The organism is Polaribacter sp. WD7 (assembly GCF_003335085.1).
Taxonomy (GTDB): Bacteria; Bacteroidota; Bacteroidia; order Flavobacteriales; family Flavobacteriaceae; genus Polaribacter.
Window position 1 is genome coordinate 1 of sequence record NZ_QPEJ01000013.1, and the last position, 16,270, is coordinate 16,270.

The following is a 16,270-nucleotide window of genomic DNA, read 5'->3' on the forward strand; positions in this document are numbered from 1 at the left end:
ATTTTAGTTTCTAAGGTTACTTTTTGATAGGTTCTTTTTCGCCAGGGTTCTTTTTTTGTTTTCATAAGTGACTATAATTAATTGATTAATTTTTAGTCAACCTATTTCAGGAAAGTTCATTTTTCATAATTACAGGTAACGTTATTGTATAAGATTAGTTGCGTGTTTCAAGCAACTAATTTAGTAAATAATTACGGACAAAGAAAGTCCGCGAGGACTTTCGCAAGTAGGCAAGAAGCCAGCAATAAATTATATACGGTGTTAGCCACTGGCTTTTTTCAGTTCGGTGTTTATTATTTTTCCTTCTTTCCAAGTTTCGATTTTCGTTATTTCTCCTTTTTGGTTATAATATTGTTTGTCAATCGGTTTGTCGTCTTTAAAAATTCCTTCGTATTTTATGTTTCCATTTTCGTAAAATTCTCGATAAATTCCGTTTTTATCAAGGTCAATAATTTCAGATTCTATTTTTAAAAATCCGTTCGGATAATATTCTTTAAAACTCTCTTTTTCAATGTCATCTTTTAATTCTTGAATTATACGTTGAATATTCATTGAACCATCTTCGTAGTATTCAGATTCGACAGTTTTCATTAAATTGTGTCCATCGTGTTCATTATATTCATAAGAGAAAGTAGATATTTTTTCCAGAAGTCCGTTTTCATAAAATTCTTGAGTTCCCATTAATTTGTCGGCTGTGTAAAAGTCAATCCAATACAATTTTCCATTTTGTCTATAATTAAAGAAGTTGCCTTGTCTTAAATCACAGAAGTAGTTGTCTTTAGATTTAAGAATTCCATTTTCGTAAAAATATTTCCATTCTCCGTGTTTTTTTCCATTCCTTATACTTGAATTATTGCCAACTCCACAACCTGCAACATAAATCTTTGTATGATTAGTTTCGTACTCACAGTTTTTGAATTCTCCTTTTATTTTTACTTGTCCGTTTTCGTAATATTCTAAATATTTTCCAATAAAAACACTATCGATTATAAATCCTTTAATTTTGATTTGTCCACTATCATATTTTTCAACATATTCAGTTTGCGAGTAAATTAAACTCGAAACTAAGAATGTAAGAAGTAATGTTATTCGATATTTCACTATGTTGGTTTTAGCTTGTGGCTAACGTTGTTGTATATGGTTTGTTGCGTGTTTAAAGCAACTAATTTAGTAAATAATTACCGACCAAGAAAGTCCGCGAGGACTTTCGTAAGTAGCTAGGAACCAAGCAATAAATTATATACGGTGTTGTAATGCGTTTTATATTTTTCTCTTATTCGGATTTTGTCGGTTAAAAAAAAATGAAAGAATTTCAATATATTTACCTTTCTCTCTGTAATATAATGTGTTGAATTTCTTAACGACAACTCTTCTCACTCCTTTTAATTCAGAAATCGGAAATAAATATGGGTTTTGTAAAATTAAATTTAATGTTCTTTCAAGTTCAGTCGAAAGCTTTTTAAGTTCTCGTTCAGTAAAATGTAATTCTAAATATTCATAAGTATCAGACAATTCATTCAGAGCGTGATCAGTCCAAAGAATTTTATAACCACTTTTCATATATTTTTTTTGCTTCAGAGTGTGGTTTTAGATTTCCGTTATCAGCATCAGAAATTCCTAATTCTATTGATTTTTTTTCAATATCAGATATTTCATTCCACCAGTCTTTATTTTCAGTATTTCTTAATTCCATAATTTTTTGAATTACAGAGCTATCTTCTATGGTTGTCAACCACTGAATTAAGTCAATTTTAGCTTTTTGAATATTTACTTCCATATTTCAAATTTAGCTTATTTTTATTTCGTACGCAAATGCATTACAACGTGTTTGTATATGGTTTGTTGCGTGGTTAAGCAACTAAGTTAACAAATAAAAACCGAATAGAAAATCCGCGAGGATTTTCGTAAGTAGGCTAGAACCTAGCAATAAATTATATACGGTGTTGTAAACTGGCTTTATTTTAATGGTTTAATATTTTTCTCAAATCTTTTTATTGCTGTTTCTCTATTAAGATGACTAGGAAATTCATTTAATATTTTTTCATAATTATCTATTCCAATTGCTTTTGCAATGTAAGCTTCGTGAACAAAATTTAGATAGTAAATTAATTTTCCTAAACTTTTATGAAAACTTTTAAAATCTATATCTGCATTTATAAAACTCTCAATGTCACGATAATTGGCTTTAATTCTTAATCTATACAATAAGTTGAAAACTGATGTGGTTGGAATAGATTTATAAATTATATCCCAATGTTCTTTTTTAAAAGTTTTTCTAAACTGTCCTTTATCAGTTCTAAAATCTTTATGGTTTTGCTTTTCTAGTCGTTTTCTTTTGTCCTCTGCATTTTTCTTTCTTGTAGTTTTTAAGAATGTAGCTAATTGTAATTCAGCATCTTCTAAACACTCAATTTTGCTTAAAACACTATTTTCTTTAGGAAAGCCTTTAAATTTTGGAAGTCCAAAATATTCAAATTCATCTTTAAGTCCAGAAACATAAAAACTTATGGCTAAAGGATAATGTTTGTCTTTTACTGAATTTCCAAAAAGTTTAATTGATTTTTCGTGTTGTTCGTTTGCAACTCCTTGAGTTTCGTGAAATGCTGTCATAGATAAGTAAACAGAATAATAAGCTTGAGGAAAGTTCCAATGAAGTGAAAATTTGTAATAATCGTTATTGTTTATTTTTTCACCAATTCGATAAGCGTATTCTGTACTCCAAGAGTTCCAAAGCAATTTTTTTACTTCCTTAATATCAAATTGTTTGTTTTTAATTTTTATACTATTGTAATAAGGATTTTTTTTGAGTTCAAATTTTTCTTCGTTACATACTATACAATAAATAATTGAAAAGAAATGATTGAAAAAAACTTTTGAAGGTATTGATTTCGTTTGGTCACTTGTCCAATTTAAAGTTCTTCTCGATTCTCTCATTTTGTTGGTTTGGTAGCTTGTTTACAACGGTTTTGTGTATGTTTCAGTTGCGTGTTTTAAGCACTAAATTTAGTAAATAATTACTGAATGGAAAATCCGCGAGGATTTTCCTAAGTAGGCAGGAAGCAAGCAATTGAATATACACGTTGTTGTGTTTAGTTGTTTTTATTCAATTTCATTTATTAATACAGCTGTTCCAGAAGCAACCATAAAAAGCATAGATTTTCCTCCTCCAGTAAATTCACTATAATCCAAGTCTATTCCAATAACTGCATTTGCTCCAATTTCATAAGCTTCTTTTTTTAGTTCAGCTAAAACTGTTTCTTTCGATTCTTTCAATGTTTTTTGTAGTGTTTCACTCCTTCCTCCAACAATATCTCTAACACCAGTAAATAAGTCCTTGAATATATTCATTCCAAATGCACATTCAGCTGAAACAATATTAATTCGTTTTTCGATTTTCAAATTCAGATGTGTTTCTGTAGTTAGCATTATGTTTTGTATATCCAACTTCTTTTTTTCTTCGGCTTTTTTCAAAGCTATTTTCTCCTGTTTCTTTTTTTCTATAAGTTCTAATTCCTGTCTCTCAAGTTCTTTTTTTTTCTCTATTGTCTCTCTTCTTTCTTCGTAACAATCTGCACAATAACCTTCAGTAAATTGGCCTGGTTTGAAACTATTTTTACAACCTGGACAAGTTGGATTTTCTTTTTCAATACAGCTTTTACATATTCCATTTTTTAATTCAAATATTCCAAAGCTATTTTCACATTTTTTACATTTTGCCATAAGTATTTCTTTTCTCTGAATTTATTTTTATTTGCGAGGTTTCTCACCAATTAAACACAACGGTCTCGGCTATGAGTAGTTGCGTGGTTTAGCACGTAACTTTGCACGTACACACCAAACTGAAAATCTGCAAGGATTTTCAGAAGTAGGCGAGAACAAGCAATTACTTATAGCCATTGTTGTGTGGCGTTATTTTTTTAATCCAAATTTTTCAAATATCTTATAAATTTCAGCTACACTCCTTGCTGAATTATTAAAATCAAAATCACCAATTTTCTCAGCATTTTCAATTGCTGTATCTCTCTTATCAGCCAAAAGTTTATAAATATCGTTGTCTCTTTTTTTATAGAACTTTTCGCTTTTTTCGTAATTCTTGATATGTTTTGTTCGTAATATTTTTTCTGCCCCACCACAATCGGGAAAAATTTTGCCAATAGGCTCAAAATGCAACAGTAACCATATTTCAAGGCAAGGTGTGTTTACTAAAATTTGTACATTAGGATGATTTTTATCAATTTCCTTTTTGTATTCTTTAAACTCTTGTAAAGCTGTTTTCGTTCCTGGTTTATTTTCTCTTGTCTCTTTAATTATTGTGTCAAAATCAATAATCCAAATAACTTCATCATAAATGTTAGAGTTGTCAATTACACTTTTAAATTGTTCAGAAAGCTTTTTTTTCTTTGGTAGCTCAGGTTTAATATCAATCCTTGGAAGGGTTTCATTTTTTTTGAGCATTTGTAAATACCACACTTCTGTTTTGCCATCGACAATTACAGAGTAGGTTTTTTTACCTTTTCTACTAAAATTTCGTTTACTTCTAGTTCGAGCCATTTTCCAATTCAATATAATAATCACTTAAACTTGGAACTGCCCCTAGTTTTCCTGTTTTATATGCATTAAAGATAGACCCAGTATCTTTTCTTATAACTGATGAATCAAAGTCATCAAGAGAAAATAATTCAGTACATCCATTATCATTTTTTTCAGTAAACCAAATAGCATCACTACGTAGTATGTCTTTTTCAATTAAAAGTTCTCTATGATGGGTTGTTGCTATCAATTGAGATGTTTTAGAATTTGCCAAGAATGACAGAATAAAATGTTTTAATAAATCTGGATGTAATGATGATTCAATTTCATCAATTGGTACTATAAGTTCATTATTAATCATTAAACTTAACAATCCACTAAATTGATAATATCTTTGAGTTCCTTGCGATTCATCATTATAAGACAATAAGAAATTGTCATTATTAAGGGAATGTTTAAAAAATATTTCCTTTTTTTCAATCTTACCAGTTTCTCTAATTTTCTCTAACTTATCGTTAGAGACCAAAGTCTTTTTGTTTATAAATTCTAAAATTTCATCGTCAATTTCAGTTTCTTCACTTTTAATTAAAACATCTGAGATATTAAAATCTGCTTTTTTTAGAAATTCAACAATATCATTTTTACTGATTTTGTCATTTTCTATTCTACTTGAAATAAAACCTAATAAGCTTGTCTTTGAAGAAATCATTGGTTTTAACTTATTGTCAAACCAATCAATAGAGTCTTGAAGTTCTTTAGATTCAAAGTTTGTTTTGATGTATCCACCAAAGACTGTATTGTTCCATAATGTATTGGCTTCTAAAATTGATTTATGAGATTTGTTGATTTTAATTTTACTACCAAATTCAATTTTTGTCAATTGTTTAGAAGACTCAGTATTTCTTCTAAAAACAAGAGCTTTATTTGGGTTGTGAAAATAAAGTTCTTCAAATATAATTGAGTTTTGATTTAACTCGAGATTGTAAATGTATTTTACATTGTTCTGAAAAAACTCAATTGAGAAGTTTGAATTTTTATTCTTTGATTCTTGGTCAAATAGAAATGGACTGAATTCAATTGCTTCAGTTTTTTTCTCAACAGGTTCAAGAATTAATTCTTGCAAAAAATCTAAACTATCTAATAAAGTAGTTTTTCCTGAAGCATTTGCTCCGTAAATTAGTCCTAACTTTAATAATCTTAAATCTTTGCCTGCATTTATAATGAAATAATCTTCCAATTCATTTGAGTTAGAAGCTTCAAATGTCAAAGAAACTTTATTCTTAATCGAACGATAATTTTCTACTGAAAAATTGATTAACATTGTTTTTTTTATCTTAAATATGTAATTGTTTTACAAATATAAGGTAAAAAACATCAAAAATGTTAATAACTTGTTTAAATGTTTCTTAAAAAATGCTTTTCTCTAATGACACACAACGTGCTTGTACAAGGTTAGTTGCGTTGGTTTAGTGTAAATTTACTAAATAATTACTGACAAAGAAAATCCGCGGGGACTTTCGTAAGTAGGCTCTTAGCAAGCAATTAATTTTGTACGGTGTTGCCTAACGTTTTATAAATTTCACTGTTTTTATAACTTCAATTAATTTCATAGTTTTCTCATTATTCAAGTTTCTGCCATAAATAGTCAGTTTATTATTGTTTTCAATATTTTCAAAATGAATTCCTCCTATTCCTATTTCTCCTTTTTTCGGTAATACAATTTTTGCTTTTTTCCCATTTATAGTTTCAAACAATTCAACTCTGTTTTTATAAAATTCTCGGTCTTTTTCAGTTATTGAATCTTTGTCTAAAAATATAACTTCAGATTCTTTTAAACCAAAATTAAGAATCATTTCTTTCTTTTTTAGTGGAGCAATAGTTGGTGGATAATATTTTAAACTATTCGAATACATTCCATAATCAAGATGTATGGAGTCGTTTTTTTCAGTTGTTATTAATCTTACATAAGAATCAGTTCCTTTTAATTTGTAAACATTCCAATTTTTAGGAATTTCTAAACTAAAATTTAAAAAGTTCTCTGTTTTTGATTCAGAACACGAAAAGAAAGAATATGTCAGTAATAATATTATTAGTTTTCTATTCATTTGTATTATACTGAAATNAATTTTTAGTTCAGGTAAATTTAGTTTATTTTTCCGATATGATTTGTATTTGATATTCGGATTTAGATGCACTTCGGCTGGTTTTCTTAAATCTAAGCTAAAATGTGTTCTTAGATTGTTATAAATATAGACTGCCTGTTGTGTTAATTGTTGCGCTGTTTTGGTATTTTTTATTGTTTTTTTGAGTCCATATTCATATTTTAAAGTTCTATTAATACGTTCTGCAACAGCATTTTCGTAAGGGTCGTATTGCTCAGTCATACTCATGGTCATGTTATTGCTTTCAGCGAATTCGGTGTATTTAGGGTTGCAGTACTGGAATCCTCTGTCAGAATGATGGATAAGTTTTTGATTCGGGTATTTTCTGTTTTTAATGGCCATAGCAAGTGCCTCTGAGCAAAGTGATGTTCTCATATGGTTATCAAGTTTATAGCCCATGATTTGCTTAGAATAGGCATCAGTTACTAAAGCTAAGTAATTGTGTCCATTTTCAGTTTTAATGTATGTGATGTCGCTTACCCAGAGCTGTTCAGGTCTGTTAGGAACTTGGTCTTTTACAAGGTTTTTGTATTTTCTATACATGTGGTTAGAGTTGGTAGTTGTGATGTAGTTTTTATACTTAGGAATCAAAAGATTATTGAGTCTTAGGAATCGGTAGAACTTATCTCGACCTATCTTAATATCCGCCTTTAAAAACTCATTTTTAAGCTCGTTATGTAGTTTAATTCCTCCAGTTTTAGAGCCTACTTTTTTACGATAGTCCTTTACCATTACAATTAGTTTTTGATGATCTACTTGTTGTTTTTGTTGTTTTTTGAGTCTTTTGTAGAAGGCTTGTTTACTAATCCCAAAACAACCATAGAGCCATTTTCTTTGATACGGTCTTTCTTTTTTCGCTCTATCTCTTTTGCTAATGTTTTGGGTAACGACTTTTTTGACATATCCACTCCTGTGATTAGTTCCATGTCAGCAATAATGTCTTGTTGGAAGTCTTTGACAAACTCAAGTTCCTCAATTTTTTCCTTTAGTTTTTTAATTTCATCGTTTTTACTCATACCCATATTTTGTTGGGCTAAGGTACTATAAATTCTAATCCAGTATGAGATTGTTGTTCTGGGAACCTCGTATTTTTTAGAAGCATTACTTCTGGATATTTGCCCATTTAAGATTTGGTCAACGACTAAAATTTTAGTTTCGAGTGTTACTTTTTGATAGGTTCTTTTTCGCCAGGGTTCTTTTTTGGTTTTCATAAGTGACTATAATTAAATGATTAATTTTTAGTCAACCTATTTCAGGAAAGTTCACTTCAACAGTTTTTACCAACGTGTTTGTGTATGCTTTGTTGCGTTGGTTTAGCGTAAATTTAGCAAATAAAAACTGAATAGAAAATCCGCGAGGATTTTCGTAAGTTGGCTAAAAGAAAGCAATAAAATATACACGGTGTTGTAACACGTTTATTATTTTTTTCATAATTCATTTCCTTTTTTACAGTTCATTTCTACAAATAAGCAATTAAAAATGATATTAAAAGAAATAAAAAAATAGCTCCAATTATCTTATTATTTAATGTGTGTCCAATTTCGTCATAAGAGCCATTTGACTTTATTGGTCCAAATAGATATTCATTATATGTGAATTTTTCTTTATCAAATATTTTTCTCCATATTGTTCCAAATATCCAGCGAATATTTCCGCCAATAAAATTCAAAAATATTCTCCCTAAAACTATTCCTATAAAGTCCAATTTTTTATAAATTTTAGTCTCCTTCGATTATTATTCCACATTTTTTTTCAATTGCTCTTTTAAAAATAATATTCCATTCATTTTGCCCAGAAATTAATGTATTCAATAATTTTATATGCTCAAAATATAGGTTAGTTTTTCCATATTCGTCTATAGTAATTCCTGTTCTATTTTTAAATTCAATTAATGGTTTTTCAATAGAGCTCAAATTCTCAATAGTAGTTATTAAAACACTTTTCTCATTTGAATAATAAATATCCATTCCCATATTGATTCTGTTTTATTTTCAACGCTAATGTGTTACAACGTGTTTGTATAAGCTTTGTTGCGTTGTTTAAGCACTGAATTTAGTAAATAAAACACGAACGGCGAAATTCCGGAGGAATTTCCCAAGTGAGCTAAAACCAGCAATAAAGTTTATACGGTGTTGGCAACTGTAATTTATTCAAAAACTTCAAATATCTCATTTTTAAGATAAAGTATTTTTTCAGGAGTATTGTATAGTTTTGATATTTCAATAATTGAATTCAAGTAGCTTTCATCTGAACAACAGACAAACTTTTCAGCTTGTAAATACAATAAAATATCAATTGAAATATTATTCATTGGAGGGATTTCTTTCAATCTATTTCCTTTCGTATGATATACTGTTTTACTTTTTGATAAATTAAAAATTAATTCAGATTCTAAAACATTTTCACTTTCATTTCTCGTTATTATTGGATTGTCGCATAAAATTTTTAATTGTGGAGCTTCTTTCGGTCTGTAATAAATTAACCAATTCTCCACTTTAATATTTTTTGAGTTTTTAATATAATCTTGTATTGATTGTATATGTTTCAAACTTTCAATAAAAGCAGGTTCTTCTGTCAACTCTTTTAATTGACTAAATGGTGTTTTCTTTCCTGTTTTTTTATCTATAACTTTAAAAGGAGCATTTTCAAAATCATAGTTTTTTATGTTTTCATTAAATATTTTGTCACGAATTGGTATTCTCCAATGTATTTCACTTATAAATAGAGTTAGATGAAGAATATCGTAAGTAGTTATTTCTATGGGTTCAAATTTTTCAGTTAACTTTTTATAAATGTCGGCAAATTTAGTTTCACCAAATTGATATACATTTTCTAAAAAGTCAGTTTCATAACCATTAATATTAAAACTATTTCGATTCCATTCAAAAAAGATTTGTTTCGGGCTTTTTCTTATTTTGTCAATAGTTCCTTTGGTTTTGTCAAGTACTGAAAGTTTTCCATCTTCACCTGTAAATCCATTTATAAAAAATTTTGGTATATAATGGTGTCTTTTAGATTTATTCAATTTTGGATTGCTTCAGGTTTATTGTTGCCAACGTATTTGTATATGGTTTGTTGCGTGTTTTAAGCACCTAATTTAGCAAATACAAACCAAATAGAAAATCCGCGAGGATTTTCGTAAGTAGGCTAGAACTAGCAATAAATTATATACGTTGTTGTAGTATGTTTTACTTTTTAAATTTAGAATTAAACCAAGCGTCTAACATTTCTTTTTTATCAGATTCATTATTGTAATTTATACTTACACCAAAGTCTAGTCCATTTATAAGTCTACTGTATAATATTTGGTTTAAAATAACTTCTCCTTTGGAGTTATAAACTATAAATTTATATGATTGAAACACTAGCCCATCTATTTCAATATTTTTGGTTTCGGTTGAATCTGCCTTTATTCCGTTCTGTTGAAAAGTTTTATAAATCAACTTCTTCAGTCCTGCATTATTTTCTTCCCATTGTTTACTATATCCGAGTGCAAAAGGTTCAGAAGTTGATTGGAATATATTAAAATTATCTTTTTGAAAATTTAAAAGTTGTTTCAATTCATTAGCTGTATATTCAACACCAGCAGTTTCATTAATAGCATCCATTCCTTTTTTGTTTCTCTCTTCCATAATATCCTTACTAGTAAAGTTCCAACCTTTTGGAATTTCCATAGTCCAACCAATTTCTTTACTATGGTATTTATTTCCAGTTATTTTCCCTTCATCTATTTGTTTATTTGGATCTGTTTTACAAGAAAATAAAACGATAAGTAATAATAAAGTTAATTTAATTTTCATAAAGTTCCTCAAAAAATATACTACAACGTATGGGTGCATGGTTTGATGCGAAAATTAAGAAAAAAATGAATAGAATAAAAACAAAATTAAAAGTGAACGAGGTTTTTCCAATATTGAAAAAAGTAAGCATTAAATTATGCACGGTGTTGGCACAAGTATTTATTTTTTCACCTTCGAAAGTTTCAGAATTTTTTGATTCAATTGTGCGTTTTCTTGTTCCAAAGTCCGCACTTGGTTTTGAAGGTCGAATAAATTCAATGACATATGTGATATTGTTTCAGATTGTTTTGATTGCGTGTCAATTATTTTTATTAGGTTATTCTGTTTTGAGTTCGATTCAAAATTAGTCCAAACAGCATAACCAATTTGTAAAATCATTATAACTATGGTTGCGATAATTAAATTTCTTGAAGTTTTAAATTGCCTTTCAGCTGTTTCGCTTTGTGAGGTCAAAAATTTTAATATCCTCTTTGTAAATTTATCAGGGTTTCTAAATTCTAAATTTCCTATATTAGAACCTTTAAATTCAGGAATACTTCCTACGTTTGTACTTATATTCATGATTCAGTTTTTCAGAGGGTGATTGGTTATTTGTGCCAACGGTTTTGTGTATAATTTCGTTGCGTGTTTAAGCACTAAAGTTAGCAAATAAATCACAGATAGAAAGTCCGCTAGGACTTTCGTAAGTAGGCTCTAGCTAGCAATGAATTATACACGTTGTTGTGTGTAGTTTTAATTCCTTCTCCTTTTTGTTTTATTCGAAAATATTGTTTTTTCAAAAATCTCATAAATAATCTCTGTTGTTCCATACCCACTATAATCAAATTCTAAATTCTCGTGTTCATTAAAATATTTCATATAAAGTGTTGGAGTTCCTTTATAAAAATCTATAAATAAATAGGATGTAAAATCATAAATTCCTAAATCTGAAAATTCATTTACAATACTTAAATTATGAAGTGTGCAATCGCCTATATTACTTTCATATCCAGACATTTCAAATCTTCTATGCTCTTTATTCATTTTTTCATTATCAATATGTCTCAATTGGCTAACTAGTTTTTCATTAAATGACAGTCTGTTTCTTATGTAATTGTAAACATCTTTTTTAGATTTTTTCTTTAGCATTTCAGCCGTTTCTGATTCACTTTTTGTTGTTTCATAAATCACTATTGCTAATTTCAACCATCTAGGTAATTCTTTATTAGGTTGAGTTGATGACTTTATACTATCAGAAGTGTTTCCAGTAATACGTGAAATGTCAGAATTAGTGTATCCCAATCCTTCTTTCATTTCTTTAAATCTTTGATGCCAATTCATATTGTGTATTTTAATTCACAACAAAAGTAACAATATATTCACTATTTTAAAAATAAAAGTAACAATATATTTACCTAATTCGGTTTCAGAAATTACACACAACGTTGTTGTATATGGTTTGTTGCGTGGTTAAGCAACTAATTTAGTAAATAATAACTGAATAGAAAATCCGCGAGGATTTTCGTAAGTAGGCGAGAACAAGCAATAAATTATATACGGTGTTGTACACAGTTTTTTTTTATTCTTTTAATGGAATTCCATATGCTCCACTTTTCGAAATTCCTTTAGCATAGGACATTTTGGTATCCAAATCCATTTTTAAATATTCAATTCCTTTTATTAAAATTCGGACAATGTTGTCTTTCCAGTCAATTTTTATATCGTTTTCAATAAGGTCATTTATAATCGAATACTCATTTTTATATTCACTTAATAATGGTGGTGCATAACCTTGGTCGTGATTTATGTAAGCCTCAATTTCGTTACTATTATCAATTAAAGTTCCACGAGAACATATAAATCCGTCAAATTCTATTTCGTCTCTATTGTCAGTTATGTCTATAACATAAGCCCAAACTGAATGAATGTCTCCTTGGACGAGAACACATTTATTCATTTCGTAATTATATTCCGATTGCAATAATGCTTCATCCATAACTATATGATTTGAAAGATTATAATAGCAATTAAGATTAAGAAAAAGTAGAACAAAACTCCAGCAATTTGTGCAGTTTCAGCTTGTTCCATTTTCTTTTTAAATCCAAACTTTTTGAATCGGTCGTATTCAATTTGATTCGCACTTTTTGAATTCAACCGTGAATTTGGATTTACAGGAAAAATGAAAAAATTAAACCATTCCTCTTTCGTAAGTGGTATGGTTTTTCTCTTTTCTTTATTTAATTCTTCTGTGTTCAGACGTTTTCTTAAATTGTGTACAACGTTGTTGTGTATGGTTAGTTGCGTGGTTTAATCACTAAAGTTAGCAAATAAAACACAGATAGAAAGTCCGCGAGGACTTTCGTAAATTGTCTAGAACCAAGCAATTAATTATACACGGTGTTGGCATTAGTTATTTTTCAATTCAATTGTTAATTCAGTTAAATCTTTTGTCTGAATTATTTCTGCATAATCTTTCAAACTACCAATTCGTATTTTAATCGGCTCAAGTTTATTATTGTGAACATAGAATCTAAATTCTTTTTGATATTCAAATTCCATTGGTTTGTCAAATAAAGTCAGTTCTTTGTTGGTGACATTATCTTTGTCATAATAGTTTACAAATCCGTGTCGAAAGTCAAATCCTTTGTTTTTTAATTCAGATTGTATTTTATCGAAAAAATATTGACTGTTTTTAATTAATAAACAATGCGTACCAAATCTTAAATTCTTTTCGTCTATCCGAAAATCTAATGGATTTGGAAAACCCTTTGAAGATATGCAGTAAAGTGAATAAATATTTCCTAAAACTTGGTCAAATGATTTTTTTAAATGAACTTTTTCATATTTAAAATCACGGTCAATTCCAGGTATTCTAAAAGTTCCAGGAAGAGAATTTATAATTTCAGATGCTCCTTCGTAATTGTCTCCACGTAAATCATTATCCTCAATTTTTTTAAAATACTCTATAGTATTTATATAAATCGTTCCATTTTCATAAAGGTCAGTTATGTTTTCTAAACTTCCTAACTTTAAAAACATCTTAATTGTATGAGTCATTTTCAGATTTTCTAATTATTCTTTAGCGCAATAGCGCCTGCAATGGATGTCCCAATAGCCCAAACTGTCTCAATCGTAGATTTTATTCCATTCTTAATATTTGTTCTGACTTTATTGTTTCTGATTATTTGCTCCATATTCGTATTTTTTTTAAAGGTTATTTGGTTCAATATGAACCTTAAGGTTACTAAAAAAGCTACTGGAACAAAACCATTGCAGAGCATATTGTCTACCCCTGTTTCCAAGGATTTCTTAATGTCTTCTATTTTCGTTTTTAATTAATGCCAACGTTTTTGTATATGGTTTGTTGCGTGTTTCAAGCAACTAATTTAGTAAATAATTACCGACAAAGAAAGTCCGCGAGGACTTTCGAAAGTAGGCAAGAAGCCAGCAATAAATTATATACGGTGTTAGGCACTTTGTTTTTTCAGTTTTTTCTTATAATATCATCTTCATTCAAATATATTCCGTCTTTTCCAGCAGAAATTAATTTATAATTTAAAGAATCAATTAATTCGTATTTATATGGATTGTTCCAACTATCAGTTTTCCAACTTCCCCAAATAGGTTTTCGACTAATAAATGATTCATAATTTTTCGGATAAGTTCCATAATGATTTTTATAAATATTTAATTCAGTCGAAATTTTATTTATTTCAGTTTTCGTTCTGTCTTCGTTAAAATATTCATTCGTAACAAATTCTGCTCCTTTAAAAATTCCAGTTGTTAAAAGTGTAAGAGTTATTGGAAATAAAACAATTACAATAAGTAAACTAAATGCAAGATATCTTGTTGCAGATTTTTTTCCATCTCGTTCCTCAATAATGTCATAAACACCAAAAATTGCCCAAATCATAATTATTATATGTGGAAACCAAAAAGGAATTAAATTCAAGAAATCTAAATTTAAGATTAGATAAGTAGAAATTATATATGAGAATAAAATAATTCCTCCTTTTCTAAAATCTTTCAGAATAAACTGTCCAATTCCAGGTAAAAAGAAAGAAATTATAAATGGAAGAAGGTTTTTCATTTTTCGTGATTTCGTTTACATTGTGCCTAACGTTGATGTGTATGATTAGTGGCGTGTTTAAACAACTAATTTAGCAAATAAAAACCGAATAGAAAATCCGCGAGGATTTTCGTAAGTAGGCGAGAACTAGCCATTAATTATACACGGTGTTGTACACAGTATTTTATTTATTTATCACTTCTTTCCATTTGTCAGATTCCGCAAACTCTTTTACAATGCGGTTTCTTTCAGTTAGTAATTCAGTCATATATTTTTTTAGAAAGAGCTTGTCCGCTAATTTTCCTAAAATTCCAAAAGGCGATTTATAATCAAAAAAGTCGGTCATCAAAGTTCCACCATTCGATTCCGCAAAGTGATGTTCGTGTTTAAATTCCGCAAACGCTCCTTTGACCATTTCGTCCGCAAAGTAATTCGGTCTATCGTATTCCGTTATTTTGGAAGTCAGTTTTTGATAGATTCCAAAGTGTTTTGCTCGCCAAGTAACGCTTTCATTCATTCCGATTAAACCGCTTGTTTTTCCCGCAATTGCTTCTTCATTAGTTTGCTCGGTTGATATTTTGTGCAAATCGATACTTCGCGACAAGTCAAACACGATGTTTCTGTCGGCTTTTATTTCAGTCTTAAGTTCGATTCTCGGCATTTTTGGGGTATTGTGTACAACGGTTTTGTGTATAGCTCGTTGCGGAAAATCAGCTATGATTTTCCGCCGTAACCGAAAGATAGTAAATTGCAATGAATTCCGATTAGGAATTCAGCCGCAATGAGCTATACACGTTGTTGTGCTTTCGTTATTTTTATTTTTCCAGTTCCGAATTAATTAAGCTTTTTATTGTTTCGAGTTCTTTTAGTACTTCTTTTAAGAATTCACGTGTTTTATATTCTGTAAAAAATTTAACTCCAAAAGCACTTTCTGCTGCCAGAATTGCTTCAATTGGCTTAATTTCATTTCTTATTGCCTTTTTTATTTCAGGTTGTTCCCGCAAACTTGCTGTTAATCCACCAATTCCCTTTTCGCTGTATTTCATCAGACCGTTTAGATAAATCTCTAAATTTCCATTATTTACAATAGTCCAACTGTCAAGATTACTTTTATGTGTTATAAGTTTATTTCTTAAATCTTCTGGAATAATCTTTATATCTCCTGTTGATTGTAACGTTTCCATGGTGTTAAAACGAAAAGAGAGATATGGTGAAATCAATTCTAACTTATTGAGTTCATCGATAATAATATCAATTGTTAAGTTCTTTGTCTCAAAGATATTTTTGTAATTTTCATAAGATGTAATATTTGAATCTAATGCCGTAATAATTCGTCTTGAATATTCTTTTTGTTCATCAAAATCTGCAATTATTTGTTTGTAGTAAGTTTGTAATTGGTTTTGCTCTTTTCTGCTCTCATTCCAATTATTTAGCTGTAGTGCAATCAATATTCCAATGACTACAAGAATAATTTCTCCCATAGCATATTTCAGATATTTTCCAGTTTTATTTTTTTCCATAAGGTCGTAGCGAATTTTACGAAAGAATTTTATCATATTCAATTTCCCGAGAAAGCGGGAATCTTATTGGTTTGTCATAATGAAGCACAACGGCTCCGTATATGAAAAGTAGCGCTGAAAATAAGCTATAACTTTTCGGATTAAACACAAGCCGAATTTTTAAATTTTACTATTTATCTTTTTTATTGGAAATCGTCAAATTTAAAAATT

Annotated in this window: 21 protein-coding genes; all 21 read right to left on the minus strand. The window is 29.0% G+C overall.

The window, feature by feature from the left end:
* Window positions 1-261: 261 nt before the first annotated feature.
* On the minus strand, window positions 262-1,101 hold the full coding sequence (locus tag DUT90_RS01120; RefSeq protein WP_114424879.1) for a toxin-antitoxin system YwqK family antitoxin: 840 nt from the start codon (window positions 1,099-1,101) through the stop codon (window positions 262-264).
* A gap of 159 nt (window positions 1,102-1,260) precedes the next feature.
* Window positions 1,261-1,560, minus strand: coding sequence for a type II toxin-antitoxin system RelE/ParE family toxin (locus DUT90_RS01125; protein ID WP_114424880.1), 300 nt, complete (start codon window positions 1,558-1,560; stop codon window positions 1,261-1,263).
* Window positions 1,544-1,777, minus strand: coding sequence for a hypothetical protein (locus DUT90_RS01130; protein WP_114424881.1), 234 nt, complete (start codon window positions 1,775-1,777; stop codon window positions 1,544-1,546). The genes DUT90_RS01125 and DUT90_RS01130 overlap by 17 nt, the downstream gene beginning before the upstream one ends.
* Before the next feature lie 179 nt (window positions 1,778-1,956).
* Window positions 1,957-2,934 carry a hypothetical protein gene (locus tag DUT90_RS01135; protein ID WP_114424882.1) on the minus strand — a complete coding sequence of 326 codons (978 nt, stop codon included), beginning with the start codon at window positions 2,932-2,934 and terminating at the stop codon, window positions 1,957-1,959.
* Window positions 2,935-3,099: 165 nt separating this feature from the next.
* Entirely contained in the window at window positions 3,100-3,720 is a 621-nt protein-coding gene (locus tag DUT90_RS13435; protein ID WP_220222559.1) for a YbjQ family protein, read from the minus strand.
* 189 nt (window positions 3,721-3,909) lie between these two features.
* Complete coding sequence (locus tag DUT90_RS01145; protein WP_114424883.1) at window positions 3,910-4,551, minus strand: RloB family protein; 642 nt, start codon at window positions 4,549-4,551, stop codon at window positions 3,910-3,912.
* Complete coding sequence (locus tag DUT90_RS01150; protein WP_114424884.1) at window positions 4,538-5,851, minus strand: ATP/GTP-binding protein; 1,314 nt, start codon at window positions 5,849-5,851, stop codon at window positions 4,538-4,540. The genes DUT90_RS01145 and DUT90_RS01150 overlap by 14 nt, the downstream gene beginning before the upstream one ends.
* A gap of 241 nt (window positions 5,852-6,092) precedes the next feature.
* Window positions 6,093-7,499, minus strand: a complete 1,407-nt coding sequence (locus DUT90_RS01155) for an IS3 family transposase (protein WP_258848479.1) — start codon at window positions 7,497-7,499, stop codon at window positions 6,093-6,095.
* Entirely contained in the window at window positions 7,445-7,903 is a 459-nt protein-coding gene (locus DUT90_RS01160; RefSeq protein ID WP_258848476.1) for a helix-turn-helix domain-containing protein, read from the minus strand. Before DUT90_RS01160 ends, DUT90_RS01155 begins: the two co-directional genes overlap by 55 nt.
* 248 nt (window positions 7,904-8,151) lie before the next feature.
* Complete coding sequence (locus tag DUT90_RS01165; RefSeq protein ID WP_114424886.1) at window positions 8,152-8,397, minus strand: hypothetical protein; 246 nt, start codon at window positions 8,395-8,397, stop codon at window positions 8,152-8,154.
* A gap of 13 nt (window positions 8,398-8,410) precedes the next feature.
* The gene (locus tag DUT90_RS01170) at window positions 8,411-8,665 is read right to left on the minus strand and encodes a hypothetical protein (protein WP_114424887.1); all 255 of its coding nucleotides are present in this window, start codon (window positions 8,663-8,665) and stop codon (window positions 8,411-8,413) included.
* 173 nt (window positions 8,666-8,838) lie between these two features.
* On the minus strand, window positions 8,839-9,717 hold the full coding sequence (locus tag DUT90_RS01175) for a DUF4238 domain-containing protein (protein ID WP_114424888.1): 879 nt from the start codon (window positions 9,715-9,717) through the stop codon (window positions 8,839-8,841).
* 163 nt (window positions 9,718-9,880) lie between these two features.
* On the minus strand, window positions 9,881-10,492 hold the full coding sequence (locus DUT90_RS01180; RefSeq protein WP_114424889.1) for a hypothetical protein: 612 nt from the start codon (window positions 10,490-10,492) through the stop codon (window positions 9,881-9,883).
* Window positions 10,493-10,651: 159 nt separating this feature from the next.
* Window positions 10,652-11,053 (minus strand): hypothetical protein, encoded by a 402-nt coding sequence (locus DUT90_RS01185; RefSeq protein WP_114424890.1) that lies wholly within the window; start codon window positions 11,051-11,053, stop codon window positions 10,652-10,654.
* A gap of 171 nt (window positions 11,054-11,224) precedes the next feature.
* On the minus strand, window positions 11,225-11,812 hold the full coding sequence (locus tag DUT90_RS01190; protein ID WP_258848477.1) for a hypothetical protein: 588 nt from the start codon (window positions 11,810-11,812) through the stop codon (window positions 11,225-11,227).
* 238 nt (window positions 11,813-12,050) lie between these two features.
* Window positions 12,051-12,467 carry a hypothetical protein gene (locus tag DUT90_RS01195; protein WP_114424891.1) on the minus strand — a complete coding sequence of 139 codons (417 nt, stop codon included), beginning with the start codon at window positions 12,465-12,467 and terminating at the stop codon, window positions 12,051-12,053.
* Window positions 12,468-12,877: 410 nt separating this feature from the next.
* A complete protein-coding gene (locus DUT90_RS01200; protein WP_147266189.1) occupies window positions 12,878-13,528 on the minus strand; it encodes a hypothetical protein in 651 nt (216 codons plus the stop codon).
* An 11-nt stretch (window positions 13,529-13,539) separates the two neighbouring features.
* On the minus strand, window positions 13,540-13,665 hold the full coding sequence (locus DUT90_RS13465; RefSeq protein ID WP_258848478.1) for a hypothetical protein: 126 nt from the start codon (window positions 13,663-13,665) through the stop codon (window positions 13,540-13,542).
* Between the two features lie 290 nt (window positions 13,666-13,955).
* Complete coding sequence (locus DUT90_RS01205; RefSeq protein WP_114424893.1) at window positions 13,956-14,561, minus strand: type II secretion system protein GspG; 606 nt, start codon at window positions 14,559-14,561, stop codon at window positions 13,956-13,958.
* A gap of 163 nt (window positions 14,562-14,724) precedes the next feature.
* Complete coding sequence (locus DUT90_RS01210) at window positions 14,725-15,201, minus strand: SRPBCC family protein (RefSeq protein ID WP_114424894.1); 477 nt, start codon at window positions 15,199-15,201, stop codon at window positions 14,725-14,727.
* Between the two features lie 154 nt (window positions 15,202-15,355).
* Window positions 15,356-16,060, minus strand: coding sequence for a hypothetical protein (locus tag DUT90_RS01215; protein ID WP_181858120.1), 705 nt, complete (start codon window positions 16,058-16,060; stop codon window positions 15,356-15,358).
* Window positions 16,061-16,270: the final 210 nt, after the last annotated feature.